Raw genomic sequence first — 15545 nt, forward strand, 5'->3', positions numbered from 1 at the left:
TGCCACTGGCCAGCAGGTGCTCCAGCTGGGCATCGGCCAGGGGCACATGGGAGCCCACCACCACCAACCCCGGCAGGAAATTGCCCCCTAAATCCCGGCGGCGCAGGGCCGCCAAACCCCTGGCATCGAACGGCGGCTCCGGCAGCTCCAGCAGGCCGTTGATCAGGCTGGCGGCCGATTGATAGAGGAACCGCCGCGGCCGGCCCCAACGCTCTGCTGCAGTTGGAGCCGTGAGCTCCCGCACCGCAGCTCCAAAGGCCTCCAGGTGCTGCGGCCGCTCCGCATCCAGCACCACCCAGGGGTTACCTGCCAGCCCGGCCAGGTGGCTGATCAGGCTGTCCTTTGAACCCTCCAGCAGTTGGCTGCTGAGCAACTGAACCGGGCCCGCCCGGCCGCCGGTTTTTTCCCTGATCCAATCCGGCAGGAAGCTGGTGCCGTAGCCAAACAGCCGGTCCTGGGCGAAGGCGCTGCTGTGCACCGGTTGGCCGTGCAGATAGTGAACCCCTCCCGCCGTGGTGCGGCCACCGGGCAAAAAGGCCGGGGCCAGAAAGCTGGCATCGAAGGGCCCCAGTTCGGCTGCTAATTCCTCGGCCAACACCTCGGCCTCCAGGGGGAAATGGCCCCGCAGGGTCGAATCACCGCGGCTGACGATCCAGCAGCGTTCAAAGGTTCCGTTGGCCAATCCAGCCGCCAACTCCGGCTTCAGGGCGCGGCAAATTTCCCGGATCCGCTGGCGGGCATCGCCTGGATCGAGGGCCCGGGTATTGGCCAGCAAAAACAGCAGGGGCGAAGGATGGGCCAAACCCCGGCGCAGGCTGGCGGCATCCCAGCGCAGCAGCAGGGGGCAACTGTGCACCGTCTGGGAGCCGGTGGGGTCGTCGTCTAAGACGACAATCTTGATGGGGGCGGCCATGGCACCATCGTGCCGTGATGACCCCTCAGCCCAGGGAACTACAGGAGCTGGTGCGCACGCTGCATCAGCAGGGCACCCCCTGGCTGCCTTCTGGCCTGGGTAGCCGCCTCGACTGGGGACCCCCTAGCCCGATGGAGTTGGTGCTGAGCTGCAGGGAGCTCAATGGGGTGATCGAGCACAGCCCCGGCGATTTCACCGTGCGGGTGCGGGCCGGCACACCCCTGCTGGAGGTGCAGGCGGCCCTGGCCCAGCACCGGCAATGGTTGGCCATAGATATGCCCTGGGGCAGCGGGCCAAGTGATCTCACCAAAACAACCGGCGCATCCAGTGGCAGCATCGGCGGCCTGGTGGCCCGGGGTCTGGCGGGGGGCTATCGCCAGCGCTACCTGGGCATCCGCGACCAACTAATCGGCATCAGCCTGATCCGCGCCGATGGGGTCGAGGCCAAGGCCGGCGGCAAGGTGGTCAAAAACGTGGCCGGCTACGACCTGATGCGACTGCTGGCCGGCAGTTGGGGGTCGCTGGGCCTGATTACCGAACTGAACCTGCGCACCCTGCCGATTCCGCCCGGGCGCCTGGGCCTCTGGATCCAGGGCGACCTAACTCCCCTGGCCGAACTGGGCCGCTGGCTGCTCAACTCCAGCCTGAGCCCGGAGCGAATTGATTGGTGGCGGCCCGCCCCTGGCCCCCTGGGCCTGGTGGTGAGCCTGGCCAGCATTAGCCGCCAAACCCTCAACGAACAACTGCTTTGCCTGCAGGAGAAAACAGCGGCGATGGGCCTGGCGAGCACCCCCCTGGAGGCCGAAGCCCTGGCCGAGCTGGAGGCTGATGGGCGTGGGGTTGAAGGGCGCGGAGAAGAGGCGCGAGGGGCTAGTGCCGGGGCCGGTTGGCTGTTGCGGCTGGGGCTGCGATCCAGCGAGGCCCGCGCCCTGCTGGCATCCCCGAGCCTGGAGGGGTTTTCGCTGGTGCTGGGGGCAGGCAGTGGCCTGGGTTATGCCTGGTGCGACAAGCATTCGGCTACGGCCATGCCGGCCTACCGGGTGGAGGCCCTGCGGCGGCTCTGCACGGAGCTGGGGGGTTACCTCAACGTGCTTAAGCAACCGCCCACCAGCAGGATTCCAGCCTGGCTGGATACCCCGGCGCGGCCCATGGTCGAAGCGATCAAGCGCCAGTTCGATCCAAAGCAACAGCTGGCCCGGGGCCGCCTGCCTGGGGTTCAGCCACTGCCCTAGGCAGGCCAGGCAGCCCCGCCAGCCAGTCGAGCAGGGCGGCATTGACCTGCTCTGGCACCTCATCATGGGGACAGTGGCCCGCCTCCAGCACCACCTCCTTGGTGCCCTCAGGGGCATGGCGCTGGAATACCGAACGCCGGCCCACCGCATTGATCCAGGGGTCACGGATCCCCCAAAGCAACAACAGGGGCGAGCGCAGCTCGGCAAACAATTCATCGAGGGGCTGGCCCTGGGGAATATCAAACACGGTGCGGAACACGCCAAAGGCGCCCGGATCCAGTGATGGCAGACGAATCGCCTCCACCAGGGCATCGTCGACGTTGGTTTTGTCGATATAAACCTGGTTGAGGGTGCGGCGAATCGTGGCGGGGCGGCGCAGGTTTTCAAATAGCAGCCTTTGCAGCACCGGGCTTTTCAGCAGAGCCCCACCAATTGTTTGGCGGGCAATCGCCCCCCAGCCCTTGGGCGGCGCCTTCTCGTCGCTGAAGGGGCCCGCCGCATTCACCAGCACCACCCCGGCCGACTGCTCCGCCAGGGCTGCCCCAGCTGCCAGGGCGGCAAAGCCCCCCAGGGAATTGCCCACCAGCACCGTGGGCCGGCCGATCTGTTCAGCCACATAGGCGCAAAGTTGGTCGCGCCAGAGCGCTCCGCCGTAGCTGAGCTCCGCCGGCTTGGCGCTGCGGCCAAAGCCCAGTAGGTCGATGGCGTGCACCTCATGGCGCTCGGCCAACACTGGGATGTTGTGGCGCCAATGGTCGGTGGAGGCGCCAAAGCCATGCACCAGCAGGATCGCCGGGCCCTCGGGCTGGGCAGGTGCCGCCGTCACGGCATAGACGGGATGGCCGGCGTAGCTCCAGGGCTGCGGATTCGACACAGGAGCCACCACGTAGGTCGCCAGGGTGGTTGATGCTAGGGAGATCCGCAGCGCACCATTGCCCCTCACCAGCCCGGACTGGATCCCCTTCCTGCCGGGGATCGCCCTCTGGGCCCTGGCGCTCTATCTGCCCTTGAGCGTCCCCCTTGCCCGCCTGGAGGAAGTGTTGGCGGCAGGCTCCCTGCCGGAGGCGGTCCAGCAGGTGGTGCTGGTGATCAGCAGCCTGCTGCTAGCCCTCACCATCGGGGTGCTGGCCGACCTCGCCCTGAGCTGGGCCCTTGGCCCCGACTGGGCCAGCAGCCTCGGCCTGATCGCCGCCGGCTGGGGGTTGTTCACAGCACTCGCCAGTCGAGCCAGGGAAGGTGGGGAATAATGGCCGGCGTGCGTCGGCGGTAATCCAGATAGCTGGGGTGAACCGCCGCCAGGGCCCGCTCCTCCCGGCGCGCCTTGCCACCCAGCACGGCCGCCAGACCCAGCAACAAGCCCAGATGCAAAAGGCTGCCCAGGGCCATGGCCACCCCCAGCGAGCACAACAGCACCGCTTGATAGAGGGGATGGCGGCAGCGGCCATAGGCACCGCTGATCACCAGAGGGGCGCCCGGGATCGGATCGGGCAGGGGGGTCAGGCTGGCTCCGAGACCGAAGAACGCCTGGGCCGCCAGGGTTAGGCCCACCAGGAACAGCCCAGCTCCGCCGAGGGCCAGCGGCAGGGGCCAGGCATAGCCAAAGGCTCCCGGGGCAGGCCAGGGGGGCAGCAGGTGCGCCGTGATTAGGCCCAACTGGGCCAGCAGCCACCACTCGCCATGGCGGTTGTCGAACCAGCCGGCCCAGGTGAAGCCCCAGACAGTGCGCCAGTTAGGGGCGCAGCCATCCTTTTTGTTCGGCATCGCTGAGCTGGCCGGAAAGCGCCAGCCTGAGAAAGCAGCAGTCTGAGCAGGATCGCCCCCAGGCAATTTTGATGTGCTGTTCACCACCAAAGGGCCTTTGATCCGCAATTTCCATGGCTACCCGTGGCACATTCGACGCCTGACCCATGTCTTCCCAGCTGAGCCGGCGATGAACAATCAAATCGACCGCTGGCGCTGGGAGCTTTCAGCCTGATGACCACACCACGCAACCTGCGCCTGCCCACCCCGGGCTGCTTCGCCGACCCTGACCGCAGCGGCCTCGCTGCGGAAGACGTGTTCGACGGCATGACCGAACACCTCTTTTTCACCCTCGGGAAACTGGCCCCCACCGCCAGCCGCCATGACCTCTACATGGCCCTCAGCTTCGCGGTGCGCGACCGGCTGATGACCCGCTATCTGGCGGGTATCGAAGCGCTCAGCGCCACCCCCACCCGCGTGGTGGCCTACCTATCGGCCGAATTCCTGATCGGTCCCCAGCTGGGCAACAACCTGCTGATGCTGGGCATCCAAGAGGAGGCGGCAGAGGCCCTGCGCCGTTTTGGCATCGACGACATCAACGACATCCTCGACGTAGAAGAGGAGCCGGGCCTGGGCAATGGCGGCCTCGGGCGGCTGGCGGCCTGCTTCCTCGAATCCCTGGCATCCCTGGAAATCCCTGCTACCGGCTACGGAATTCGCTACGAATTCGGCATCTTCGACCAGCTAATTCGTGACGGCTGGCAGGTTGAAATCACCGACAAATGGCTCAAGGGTGGATGGCCCTGGGAAATCCCCCACCCAGACCAGGCCTGCTTTGTGGGCTTTGGCGGCCGCTCCGAAAGCTACAAAGACGAGCAGGGCGCCTACCGGGTGCGCTGGATCCCTGAAGAGCATGCGATTGGCATCCCCCACGACGTGCCCGTCCTGGGGTATCGGGTGAATACCTGCGACCGGCTGCGGCTGTGGCGGGCCGATGCCACCGAGTCGTTTGACTTCTATGCCTTCAACAGCGGCGACTACTACGGCGCCGTCGAAGAGAAGGTGGGTTCGGAAACCCTCTCGAAGGTGCTGTATCCCAACGATGGCACCGATGAGGGCCGTCGCCTGCGCCTGAAGCAGCAGCACTTCTTCGTTTCCTGCTCCCTGCAGGACATGATCCGCAACCTCGATGCCCGGGGCATCCCAATCACCGATTTTCCCGACCACTGGGCGGTCCAGCTGAACGACACCCACCCCTCGATTGCGGTGGCCGAGCTGATGCGGCTGCTGATCGACGACAAGCACCTCGAGTGGGATGCGGCCTGGGACATCACCAGCCGCTCCCTGGCCTACACCAACCACACCCTGCTGCCGGAAGCCCTAGAGAAGTGGGGCCTGCCCCTGTTTGGCTCCCTGCTGCCGAGGCACCTGGAGCTGATCTACGAGATCAACAACCGCTTCCTCCAACAGGTTCGGCTCAAGTACCCCGCCAATGAGGCGATCCTGCGCAAGGTTTCGATCATTGATGAGGACGGCACCAAGGCCGTGCGCATGGCCCATCTGGCCACGGTGGCCTCGCACCACGTCAACGGCGTGGCCGCCCTCCACAGCGACCTGGTCAAAAGTGAGCTGTTCCCCGAATTTGCGGCCCTCTGGCCGGAGAAATTCACCAATGTGACCAATGGGGTCACCCCCAGGCGCTGGATCGCCCTGGCCAACCCCCAGCTCTCGGCCCTGCTCAACGAGGCCATCGGCGATGGCTGGGTCAACGACCTCGACCAGCTCAAGGGCCTGGAGCGCTTCAGCGAAGACAGCGCCTTCCTGGAGCGTTGGGGCGCCACCAAGCTGGCGGTTAAGACCCATCTCAGCAACTACATCCATCGCCACAACGGAGTTTTGGTGGATCCGGCCTCGCTCTTCGACGTGCAGGTAAAGCGGATCCACGAATACAAGCGCCAGCACCTCAATGCCCTGCAGGTGATTGCCCACTACCTGCGCATCAAGAACGGCACCGCCGGCGACGCCGCCCCCCGCACCGTGATCTTTGGCGGCAAGGCCGCCCCGGGTTACGCCATGGCCAAGCTGATTATTCGCCTGATCAACGGCATCGCCGAAACGATCAATGCCGACCCCGAGATGGAGGGGCGGCTGAAGGTGATCTTCCTGGCGGATTACAACGTCAAGTTGGGGGAAAGGGTCTATCCCGCCTCCGATCTTTCGGAGCAGATATCCACCGCCGGCAAGGAGGCCTCCGGCACCGGCAACATGAAATTTGCCATGAATGGGGCGCTCACCATCGGCACCCTCGATGGCGCCAACGTGGAAATTCGTGAGCAGGTGGGAGCTGAAAACTTCTTCCTGTTTGGCAAAACCGCAGAGGAAATTGCCGCCCTGGGCAGTGCCGGCTACCGCCCCTGGGAGCTAATTGGCAGCATGCCCGAGCTCACCGAGATCCTGCGGCTGATCGAGCAGGGCCACTTCAGCCATGGCGACAGCGACCTATTCCGGCCGCTGCTGCAAAACCTCACCGGCAGCGATCCCTTCTTTGTGTTGACTGATTTCAACGACTACCTGCGCGCCCAGGGGGAAGTGGACCAGGCCTGGCTTAACCGGCCCCACTGGAACCGGATGTCGTTGTTGAATACTGCCCGCACAGGCTTTTTCTCCTCCGATCGCTCGATCAAGGATTACGCCAAGCGGATTTGGAAGGCCGAGAGCTACCCGGTCACGATCACCTGCGAACTCGACTAGTTCGGCAGGTCCGGGGTTTGGTGCAGCAGGCGGTTCAAGCGCAGCCGGTCCGCATTGAGCGGATCGGGGGCCAGTTCACCGGCCAACTCCCGGAAGGCCTGCTCCACTTCCTCGGGCACCCGCACATCAAAGATGCGCTCCATCAGGGCCTCGATCGAAAACAGGTGGGCATTGATGTTTTCCAGGTCAGCCATGGCCTGCTGGAGCTGGTCGGGCCCATCTTCAGCCGATTCAGAGCTGGCTTGATGGCTCTCTGCAGCGATCGCCCTCGGGGCCGGGGCCAGGTTGGCCGCACCCTCCTGATCTTTATTTAGCTCTTCCTGCTTCTCGTCTTGCTTTTGGAGCTCTTCGCGTTTCTGCAGCTCTTCCATCACCCGGCCCGCCAGGGTGCGAAAAGATTGCAAGGCAGCCCAATTGAGCTCCTGCTGCTGGCGCAGGGTGGGATTTTCACGGATCAATCGGTCGTGTTCCCGATAAAACCGTTGGCAATCAGGGCATTGGCAGGGCTCTTCTGGCACCGCAGTCCCTAGTCCTTTGAAGGACCATCATGGCATTCAGGCGGCCAGGGGTCCGTCATCAAGGAAGTTGTCGCCATAGGCATCGCCTAGGTCATCGGTCAAATCACTGGCTGCGGGCAGGGGAATCTCGATGGTGGTGACCACGTTGATCACGTCGCGCAACCGCATCGAATCGGCAAACCAACCCATGGCCTGTTCCACATCCCCGCGCTTTTCAGCATCGGTGGCCTGTTCTTCGTGGGCCTCAGCCAGCAACGCCAACCAACAGAGGCAACGGGCCTGCACCACCGAGAGATCGAGCTCATCGGGCTGGCTATCGGCAATCCGCTCACTTTCCTGTTGCACCAGCAAACGCAGGCGCAGATCGTGGAGCTGGGTCATCGCAGTGAAACGATTCCCCATACGCTAGCGGCGGTGGCCGAAATGGCCAAGCCACCACCTGTAGCGGCGGCTACCGAGTTGCTGGCAGGGGGATTACGGGGCTGGCGGGACTCGAACCCACGACCTACGGTTTAGGAAACCGAGTGAGCTGCAGACGTCACAAAGACTTTTGGGGCGGGGTCGAGGCCGGAGTGAGCCGCCGCGGCCGCTGCTGTTCTCCCACTAAACCTCTGCGTCCAATCTCCATGACTAGCCATCACCCCAAGCACTCGGACAACTTGTCCAGACAGGTCTTGCCGGCCGTGCCCCGAGTTCCCCGCACACGCTGACACCCAACTGCACTCATGACGATGCGGAAGCCCTGGTTCTGGAGCACCTGGAATTCGCTTATCGGGGGCCGGGCACTACTCCGCCCGAACGCCGATCCCTCGCGACGATCTTCAGCAGGGAGCTGCTATTGGTCTGCGGAAGGCGGCCCGCCGCTACGACCCAGGCCACGCCCCGGGCATTTCTTCGCCTTTGCCCGCCCGTTCATCAACGGCGAGATCGGCCACTACCTGCGTGACAAGGGGTTCCCGCTCGGGATCCCTGGCCGCTGGCGGGAACTGCATGCCCGCAGCCGAAAGTTGATGCAGAGCGGCTGCTCCGCCGAGGAAGTGCCCCTGCTGCTGAGGATCAGTCTGGAGCGATGGCCCGAGACCGTACAAGCCTGCGCCGTAAGAGTGGTGGCTCTGCCGGTGGAAGGGTGGGAGCCAGAATCTTGATCTCCAATTACTCTTGAACTCAAGACCGCTGGGGTTGGCGGTTAACGAACCGGCCATGACACCAGCCGATCAAGCCACTCCTAAAGCAGATACAGCCTTTTCCGTCCGCCGCCGCCAGGGACGTGACCGGAGCGTGATCCAGGTGAGTAGCTCCGTGAGCGCCATGGATGCCCTACGGGCGCGCATCAGGACCCAAAGCAAGAAGGTGGCTGTTCATATCCAGACCGATCTGGCAGCCCAAGCATTCATCGACGACTGGACCACCCCTGAGCAGCAGAACCGTTGATCGCAGTCTTGGAGCTCAAGGCAGGTCAGATCGTCACCGTTGACTGGCGCAAGGATCCCGATGATCCAGCTATGGATCCCCACCCCCCTGAGCCCAACAGGCTTAGGCCAGCAGTGATGGTGCAGGACACAGAACTTTTTGATCCCTCCTACCCCACGGTTCTGGTTGTACCGATGACCGGTGACCGCGAACTGGTGATGGCAGATCTGACGGTAGTTCTGCAGCCCACAGCGACCAATGGCTGCAAAAAGGTGAGCTACTTGGTGCCTCAGAACCTCACGTGCGTTGCCAAGACGCGCATCAAAGAGGTGACTGACTCCCAAATCACCGAGGCGCAGCTGCAGAAACTGCGCCAGCTGATCGTGCTGATGATCGGCGCCCTCACCTGAGACTCCCGTCGGCAATAGGGGGAAAGCTCCACACACCCTGAGCCAGCCCTTCTTGGGAGACGACGGCATGCGCCTGGACAAAGTTGCCATGACCCGCTCAGGCCACCTCAGGTGCCCACCCCTGCTGCGATAAAGAAGTTCAGGTTGCCCGCAGGCGTACCCGACCACCCGACACATCAAGGGTGACCCCGTGGCCTTTCAGCTTCAGAGCAGCGTTCTGGCGGGCGAGCCAGGGATCGGACGGGGGCACCAGATTTGCCTAATCATGGTCGATTCGGGCCAATTTGCCTAATTTTTTGCCTAACGCCAGAGCCCGGCTGAAGCGACCTTTTTAGCCCTTGCTTCCCAGAAAAACCTAGCCAAGACTGGGTTTATGAAAGACGGGGCTGGCGGGACTCGAACCCACGACCTACGGTTTAGGAAACCGTCGCTCTATCCGGCTGAGCTACAGCCCCCCGCGGAAAACCCGCAGGGGCATTATGGGATGTGAAAGCAGGCGAGGTGGTCGCGATCAAGGCGGGCAGGCCCTTGGGCCCAGCCACACTTGATTGAGGAAAGTCCGGGCTCCCCAATGGCCAGGCTTGCTGGGTAACGCCCAGTGCGGGTGACCGTGAGGAGAGTGCCACAGAAACACACCGCCGATGGCCCGGGTTTACCCGTGGCACAGGTAAGGGTGCAAGGGTGCGGTAAGAGCGCACCAGCAGCATCGAGAGGTGCTGGCTAGGTAAACCCCGGCTAGGAGCAAGGCCCAGGGACAACGGTTGGCCATGGAACCAGTCCCGACAAAAGTGCGCCGCTTGAGGCCACCGGCAACGGTGGTCCTAGACAGATGATCACCCCCAAGGTGCAAGGCTTTTGCCACGGACCAAGGTGAACAGAACCCGGCTTATGTCCTGCTTTCACCCCCTTAAATGAACCCAGATCGACGCCAGCAACTGGTTGCCTTTCTGCAGACGCTTGGGGTCGATCCCCTCGCCCCTGGCGGGCCCGGCGCTGCGGAGCAGGCCCTGGCGCCGGTGGAGGAGGCCCTTACCCACAGCTCCACCGGCAGGGTCCAAAACCACGAGCGGTTGGAATTTTTAGGCGATGCGGTGCTGCGGCTGGCGGCCTCGGATTTTCTGCAGCAGCAGCATGGCGAGCTGAGCGTGGGTCGCTGCTCAGCCCTACGGGCCCAACTGGTCAGTGACCGCTGGCTGGCCGAGCTGGGGGAGCGCTGCGGCATTGATGCGGTGCTGCAGCTGGGGCCGATGGCCAGCGGCGACCTGGCGGGTAAAGCCACCGTGCGGGCCGAGTGTGCAGAAGCCCTGATCGGTGCCCTCTATGAGGCCTGGGGCGGCAGGGAGGGTGGCGGGCTACAACCCGTGCACCAATGGCTCACGCCCCACTGGCAGGCAGCAAGCCGGGAGCTCCTGGCCGATCCCGACCTACACAACTGGAAATCGGCCCTACAGGAATGGAGCCAGGCCCAGGCCGCAGGTTTGCCCAGCTACAGCTGCAGCGAACAAAGCCAGGTGCATGCCGATCCCAAACGGTTTCGCTGCACGGTGGCGATCAATGGCGAGCAAAGGGGCGAGGGATCCGGGCCCTCTAGGCGCGCCGCCGAACAGGACGCGGCCCGGGTGGCCATCGCATCGATCCGCAAAGCCGGCCCTGGGCTCAGGCCTGCTCGAGGGTCTTGAGCGGCAGGGTCACCAGCTTGTCCCAGTTGCCACCCTCAAACAGCACCGCGGCCCGGCTGCCGCTGATCCGCTGCACAAAGCCCTTGTAGCCGTTGTAAATCGAGCGGCCATCACGCACCACCACCGTGGAACCGGGAAGGATCGGCAGAGCGGCCATGGAAGCCAAGGGGACGTGTTGCCATTATCGACTTAACCAAGGCCGGCTGGCGATGGAAAACGGTCAAAGTGCCGACTTGAACGAAGAGTTGATGGTGGTGGGCAAGCTGGTGGCGGCCCAGGGGCTCAAGGGTGAGCTGCGCATTTTGCCCCTGAGCGATTTTTCCCAGCGCTTCACCGAGGCGGGTCAACGCTGGTTGCAACGCCGCCAGGATCCCCCGCGCAGCATCGAGCTAATCAGCGGCAGACAGCTGCCGGGCAAGGAGCTTTTTGTGGTGCGATTGGCCGGGGTGGAGAGCCGCGAAGCCGCTGAAGCCCTGGTGGGGGAGCAGCTCCTGGTGCCCGCCAACGATCGCCCCCAGCTGGCCGAGGGGGAATTTCACCTGCTCGATCTGGTGGGGCTTGAGGTGCGGCTCGAGGGAGAAAAAATTGGCACCATCAGCGACCTGATCCACGCCGGCAACGATCTGCTGGAAATCGACCTGGGCGTGCGCAAAATCCTGGTGCCCTTTGTGGAGGCGATCGTGCCCCAGGTGGAGATCAAGGCCGGCTGGGTGGCAATCACTCCACCGCCTGGCTTGCTGGAGCTCTAGGCCCAAGAACCGTTTGAATGGTGCTGCCTCCAGCAACCGGCCGCCGTGAGCACCCTGGTACCCGTAATCCTCTGCGGTGGCACCGGCACCCGGCTGTGGCCCCTGTCTAGGGCCAGCTATCCCAAGCAGTATTGGCCCCTAGCTGGCGCCGGGGATGAAACCCTGCTCCAGCAAACCCAGCTGCGGCTTAAGGGCCTCGCGGGCCTGGCGCCGCCGCTGCTGATCTGCAACGAAGACCACCGCTTCATCGTGGCCGAGCAAATGCGCCAGATCGACGTGGAACCGGCGGCGATCCTGCTCGAACCGATTGGTCGTAACACCGCACCGGCCGTGGCGGTGGCAGCACTGCAGGCCACGGCCTGGGGCGAGGACCCACTGCTTTTGATCCTGGCCGCAGACCACGTGATCCGCGATGCCGCCCAATTCCGCCGCACCGTGGCCGCCGGCATGGCTGCCGCAGAAAACGGCCAACTGGTGACCTTTGGCATCGTGCCGACTGCCCCGGAAACGGGCTATGGCTACATCGAGGCGACCGAACCCCTCCCGACCGGCTCGGGCGACCAGGCCCCCATACCGATTGCACGGTTCGTGGAAAAACCCGACCGCGCCACGGCCGAGCAGTTTTTGGCCAGCGGTCGCTTCACCTGGAACAGCGGCATGTTCCTGTTTAAGGCCAGCACCATCCTGGCGGAGCTGGAACGCCTGGTACCCGAGGTGGTGGGCGCCTGTCGGGGCGCCATCGCCAACGATTCGGCGGACCTGGAATTTCTAAGGCTGGAGCGGGAAGCCTTCGCCAACTGCCCCAACATCGCCATCGACGTGGCCGTGATGGAGCAGACCCAACTCGGGGCCGTGCTGCCCCTGGCCGCCGGTTGGAGTGATGTGGGCAGCTGGAGTGCCCTCTGGGAAACCGCCGACCAGGACGGCGAGGGCAACGTGCTGCGGGGCCGGGTAATCAGCGAAGGCAGCCGCAACTGCTACCTGCGCAGCGAACACCGGCTGGTGGTAGGCCTGGGCGTGGAGGATCTGGTGGTGGTCGAAACCGACGACGTGGTGCTGGTCGCCCACCGCGATCGGGCCCAGGAGATCAAGGGGATCGTCGGGCAGCTGGAGCGCAGCGGGGCACCGGAAAGCAAGGCCCATCGCCGCATCTACCGGCCCTGGGGCCACTACGACGGCGTCACCGAAGGTGAACGCTGGCAGGTGAAAAAAATAGAGGTAAAACCGGGCGCCAGCCTGTCGCTGCAGATGCACCACCACCGGGCGGAGCACTGGATCGTGGTCAAGGGCACGGCGGTGGTGGAAAAGGATGGCTCCCAGGAGCTGGTGGGTGAAAACCAGAGCACCTACATCCCCCTGGGCTGCAAGCACCGGCTCTCAAACCCCGGCCAAATCCCCGTGCAGCTGATCGAGGTGCAGAGCGGCCCCTACCTGGGCGAAGACGACATCGTGCGCTTTGAGGATCGCTACGGCCGCACCGACCCAGTGCCTACTCCACGGTGACGCTCTTGGCCAGGTTGCGGGGTTGATCCACATCCAGGCCCCGATGGGCAGCGATGTGATAACTCAGCAGCTGCATTGGAATCACCGTCAGCAGGGGGCTCAAGAGCTCATCCACCACCGGCACCGGCAGCAGCTCATCAAACAAATCGGTGTCTGGGCCAACGGGAGCCACACCAATCAAACGGGCATCACGGGCCTTGGCCTCCTGGGCGTTGCTGAGCACCTTGTCGAAGACAGTGCCTGGCACCGCAATCGACACCACCGGCACCTTGGCATCGAGCAGGGCGATCGGACCATGCTTCATCTCACCGGCGGGATATCCCTCGGCGTGGATGTAGCTGATTTCCTTGAGCTTTAGGGCCCCTTCCAGGGCAATCGGGAAGTTGATACCCCGCCCCAGGAAGATCACATCCTGAGTGCCCTCAAATTGGTGGGCCAGCTGGGCGCAGCGGCGATCGCAATCCTGCACCAGTTGCTCGAGCTGCTGGGGGATCAGGCGCAGCTGGGCCACCAGGGAATGGAGTTGCCCAAGCCTGGCTGGGTCTTGCCCTTGGCGCCGCTCGGCAAAAGCCAGGGCCAGGGCGTAGAAGGCCAACAGTTGGCCCAGGAAGGTTTTGGTGGCGGCCACACCCACCTCAATGCCCGCACCGATATCGAGGATGTGGGGCACCAGCCGGCCCAGGGAGCTCTCGGGGCGGTTGGTGATCCCCAGGAACCTGGGGGCAAAGGCGGGATCTGCCGCCCGCTGGCGGCGCTCCTGCTCCATGGCCAAGGCAGCCAGGGTGTCGGCCGTTTCTCCCGATTGGGTTACCCCGATCGTGAGGGTGTGGGGCGCCAGCGGCGGCGGCGAATAGCGAAATTCACTGGCGTAAAACACGCTGGTGGGGATGCCGGCCAGCTGCTCCAGCAGGTAGGCCCCCACCTGGGCCGCATGGCGACTGGTGCCGCAGGCCAGGATCTGGATGCGCTCCACCCCCTCGTAAACCGACTCATCCAGCGGAAGGGCCACCAGGGCGTCTTCTGGCAGATGGCGGGCCACCCAAAGTGCCGCCGTTTCGGGCTGCTCGTGGATCTCCTTGAGCATGAAGTGGCGGAAACTGCGCTTGTCGGCCACGTGCTCGGTGCCGCTGAGCAGGCTGGGGCTGCGCTGCACCCGCTCGCCTGCGGCGTCGTAGAGCTCAATCCCCAAGGGCGTCAGCAGGGCCACCTCGCCGTCCTCCATCGGCAGGATTGTGCGGGTGAAACCCGCCAGGGCGGGGGTGTCGCTGGCACATAGAAATTCACCCTCGCCAAGGCCAATCAGCAGCGGCGCCGCCCTGCGGGCCACCACCAGGGCCCCCGGGGCCCCAGCCCAGACCACCGCCAGGGCATAGGCCCCATGCAGCAGGGGCAACACCTCCTGCACCGCCTGCAATAGCAGGCTGCCGCCGCCAACCCTGCCGGCTGCCAGCCCGTCGCCGCCCTGGAGCCGGGCCAGCTGGCGGGCCAGGAGATGGGGAATCACCTCGGTGTCGGTCTCGGAGAGAAAAACCACCCCCTCTGCCTGCAGTTCTTCCCTGAGGCTGCGGTGGTTCTCGATGATTCCGTTCTGCACCACCGCCAACTGGCCGCTGCCATCTAGGTGGGGATGGGCATTGCGCTCTTCTGGTTTGCCGTGGGTGGCCCAGCGGGTATGGCCAATGCCGCAGTGGCCGGGGGCCCCATGGGCCTCGAAGCGGGCCGTGAGGTTTACGAGCTTGCCTTCGGCCTTGAGGCAATGGAGCTGGCCGGCGTTGCTGCCGGCTTGCAAGTCAATGGTGGCGATGCCCGCGGAGTCGTAGCCCCGATATTCCAGCTGGCGCAGGCCCTCCAGCAACTGGGGGGCCGCCTCCCGCGAACCAATTAGGGCAACGATGCCGCACATAGGGGGGTATATCTACAAAAAAGCCCGGCACTTAGGCCGGGCTTGAGCTTATGGGAGCTTGGCGTTGAGTTCGCCAGATGGCCCGAATTAATAGGCGAGACCCATCGAGCGGCTGGTCTCGTCGCCGAGGTAGACGCGAATGCTGAGGAAGTCGGTGGGGCAGGCGGTTTCGCAGCGCTTGCAGCCCACACAGTCTTCGGTGCGGGGCGAAGAGGCGATCTGGCCCGCCTTACAGCCGTCCCAGGGCACCATTTCGAGCACGTCTAGGGGGCAAGCACGAACGCACTGGGTGCAGCCGATGCAGGTGTCGTAGATCTTGACGGCGTGGGACATGTGCCTCGGTACGGAGTTGCCGGGAACAGACGGCGAGGGTCTCAAATTACCGAGAGCGCGCACCTTCTATCTGCGGCCCAGCTGAGGCCGTCACCCTTGTTCATACGCCGGGGTGAACTGGACAGAACGACCCGTAGAGTGCGTCGACTCTCACAGCGACCATGTCCCAGGAAGCGATCTTCGAGAAAGTGCGCTCGATCGTGGCCGAGCAGCTCAGCGTTGATGCAGGCGAGGTGAAGTCGGAATCCAACTTCCAAAACGATCTCGGCGCCGACTCCCTCGACACCGTCGAGCTGGTGATGGCCCTGGAAGAGGCTTTCGACATCGAAATCCCCGACGAAGCTGCTGAAGGCATCACCACCGTTGGTGACGCCGTCAAGTTCATCCAGGAAAAGCAGGCCTGA

Annotated in this window: 18 protein-coding genes, 1 tRNA gene and 1 other RNA gene; 11 read left to right on the forward strand and 9 right to left on the reverse strand. The window is 64.4% G+C overall.

What is annotated here, in order from left to right; all coding sequences use genetic code 11:
- Positions 1-913 (reverse strand): four-carbon acid sugar kinase family protein (locus tag KBY58_RS03930; RefSeq protein ID WP_255003035.1); only part of this gene is annotated, 913 nt, incomplete at its 3' end.
- A 17-nt stretch (positions 914-930) separates the two neighbouring features.
- Between KBY58_RS03930 and KBY58_RS03935 the strand changes: the two genes are divergently transcribed.
- The gene (locus tag KBY58_RS03935; RefSeq protein ID WP_255003037.1) at positions 931-2145 is read left to right on the forward strand and encodes an FAD-binding oxidoreductase; all 1215 of its coding nucleotides are present in this window, start codon (positions 931-933) and stop codon (positions 2143-2145) included.
- On the opposite strand, the gene KBY58_RS03940 is transcribed toward KBY58_RS03935, so the two are convergent.
- On the reverse strand, positions 2075-3028 hold the full coding sequence (locus KBY58_RS03940; RefSeq protein ID WP_409995712.1) for an alpha/beta fold hydrolase: 954 nt from the start codon (positions 3026-3028) through the stop codon (positions 2075-2077). The two genes, KBY58_RS03935 and KBY58_RS03940, sit on opposite strands and share 71 nt — an antisense overlap.
- Before the next feature lie 16 nt (positions 3029-3044).
- On the opposite strand from KBY58_RS03940, the gene KBY58_RS03945 reads away from it, so the two are divergent.
- Positions 3045-3392 (forward strand): hypothetical protein, encoded by a 348-nt coding sequence (locus KBY58_RS03945; RefSeq protein WP_396099729.1) that lies wholly within the window; start codon positions 3045-3047, stop codon positions 3390-3392.
- On the opposite strand, the gene KBY58_RS03950 is transcribed toward KBY58_RS03945, so the two are convergent.
- Complete coding sequence (locus tag KBY58_RS03950; protein ID WP_255003041.1) at positions 3352-3906, reverse strand: methyltransferase family protein; 555 nt, start codon at positions 3904-3906, stop codon at positions 3352-3354. The genes KBY58_RS03945 and KBY58_RS03950 overlap by 41 nt on opposite strands.
- Positions 3907-3979: 73 nt before the next feature.
- Between KBY58_RS03950 and KBY58_RS03955 the strand changes: the two genes are divergently transcribed.
- Both KBY58_RS03955 and KBY58_RS03960 read left to right on the forward strand, forming a co-directional pair.
- Positions 3980-4120 (forward strand): hypothetical protein, encoded by a 141-nt coding sequence (locus KBY58_RS03955; RefSeq protein ID WP_255003043.1) that lies wholly within the window; start codon positions 3980-3982, stop codon positions 4118-4120.
- Positions 4120-6636, forward strand: coding sequence for a glycogen/starch/alpha-glucan phosphorylase (locus KBY58_RS03960; RefSeq protein ID WP_255003045.1), 2517 nt, complete (start codon positions 4120-4122; stop codon positions 6634-6636). The genes KBY58_RS03955 and KBY58_RS03960 overlap by 1 nt, the downstream gene beginning before the upstream one ends.
- On the opposite strand, the gene KBY58_RS03965 is transcribed toward KBY58_RS03960, so the two are convergent.
- Positions 6633-7154, reverse strand: coding sequence for a hypothetical protein (locus tag KBY58_RS03965; RefSeq protein WP_254934482.1), 522 nt, complete (start codon positions 7152-7154; stop codon positions 6633-6635). The genes KBY58_RS03960 and KBY58_RS03965 overlap by 4 nt on opposite strands.
- A 36-nt stretch (positions 7155-7190) precedes the next feature.
- Complete coding sequence (locus tag KBY58_RS03970) at positions 7191-7535, reverse strand: hypothetical protein (RefSeq protein ID WP_254934481.1); 345 nt, start codon at positions 7533-7535, stop codon at positions 7191-7193.
- 777 nt (positions 7536-8312) lie between these two features.
- On the opposite strand from KBY58_RS03970, the gene KBY58_RS03975 reads away from it, so the two are divergent.
- Both KBY58_RS03975 and KBY58_RS03980 read left to right on the forward strand, forming a co-directional pair.
- The gene (locus tag KBY58_RS03975) at positions 8313-8585 is read left to right on the forward strand and encodes a hypothetical protein (RefSeq protein WP_255003047.1); all 273 of its coding nucleotides are present in this window, start codon (positions 8313-8315) and stop codon (positions 8583-8585) included.
- A complete protein-coding gene (locus KBY58_RS03980; RefSeq protein ID WP_255003049.1) occupies positions 8582-8974 on the forward strand; it encodes a type II toxin-antitoxin system PemK/MazF family toxin in 393 nt (130 codons plus the stop codon). The genes KBY58_RS03975 and KBY58_RS03980 overlap by 4 nt, the downstream gene beginning before the upstream one ends.
- A gap of 381 nt (positions 8975-9355) precedes the next feature.
- On the opposite strand, the gene KBY58_RS03985 is transcribed toward KBY58_RS03980, so the two are convergent.
- Positions 9356-9429 (reverse strand) — tRNA-Arg (locus KBY58_RS03985).
- Positions 9430-9463: 34 nt separating this feature from the next.
- On the opposite strand from KBY58_RS03985, the gene rnpB reads away from it, so the two are divergent.
- Both rnpB and rnc read left to right on the forward strand, forming a co-directional pair.
- Positions 9464-9878, forward strand: an RNA gene (gene rnpB, locus KBY58_RS03990) — RNase P RNA component class A.
- Positions 9879-9885: 7 nt separating this feature from the next.
- Entirely contained in the window at positions 9886-10653 is a 768-nt protein-coding gene (rnc, locus tag KBY58_RS03995) for a ribonuclease III (RefSeq protein WP_255003051.1), read from the forward strand.
- On the opposite strand, the gene KBY58_RS04000 is transcribed toward rnc, so the two are convergent.
- Positions 10631-10810, reverse strand: a complete 180-nt coding sequence (locus tag KBY58_RS04000; protein WP_254934479.1) for an NAD(P)H dehydrogenase subunit NdhS — start codon at positions 10808-10810, stop codon at positions 10631-10633. The genes rnc and KBY58_RS04000 overlap by 23 nt on opposite strands.
- Positions 10811-10862: 52 nt before the next feature.
- Between KBY58_RS04000 and rimM the strand changes: the two genes are divergently transcribed.
- Positions 10863-11402 (forward strand): ribosome maturation factor RimM, encoded by a 540-nt coding sequence (gene rimM / locus KBY58_RS04005; RefSeq protein ID WP_254934478.1) that lies wholly within the window; start codon positions 10863-10865, stop codon positions 11400-11402.
- A 45-nt stretch (positions 11403-11447) separates the two neighbouring features.
- Positions 11448-12905, forward strand: a complete 1458-nt coding sequence (locus KBY58_RS04010) for a mannose-1-phosphate guanylyltransferase/mannose-6-phosphate isomerase (RefSeq protein ID WP_255003053.1) — start codon at positions 11448-11450, stop codon at positions 12903-12905.
- Here the strand turns inward: KBY58_RS04010 and glmS are convergent.
- Positions 12892-14808, reverse strand: coding sequence for a glutamine--fructose-6-phosphate transaminase (isomerizing) (glmS, locus tag KBY58_RS04015; RefSeq protein WP_255003055.1), 1917 nt, complete (start codon positions 14806-14808; stop codon positions 12892-12894). The genes KBY58_RS04010 and glmS overlap by 14 nt on opposite strands.
- Positions 14809-14895: 87 nt before the next feature.
- Positions 14896-15141 carry a photosystem I iron-sulfur center protein PsaC gene (gene psaC / locus KBY58_RS04020; RefSeq protein WP_007099573.1) on the reverse strand — a complete coding sequence of 82 codons (246 nt, stop codon included), beginning with the start codon at positions 15139-15141 and terminating at the stop codon, positions 14896-14898.
- A 161-nt stretch (positions 15142-15302) separates the two neighbouring features.
- On the opposite strand from psaC, the gene acpP reads away from it, so the two are divergent.
- Entirely contained in the window at positions 15303-15545 is a 243-nt protein-coding gene (gene acpP / locus KBY58_RS04025) for an acyl carrier protein (protein WP_255003056.1), read from the forward strand.

The organism is Cyanobium sp. HWJ4-Hawea, from assembly GCF_024345815.1.
GTDB lineage: Bacteria > Cyanobacteriota > Cyanobacteriia > PCC-6307 > Cyanobiaceae > Cyanobium_A.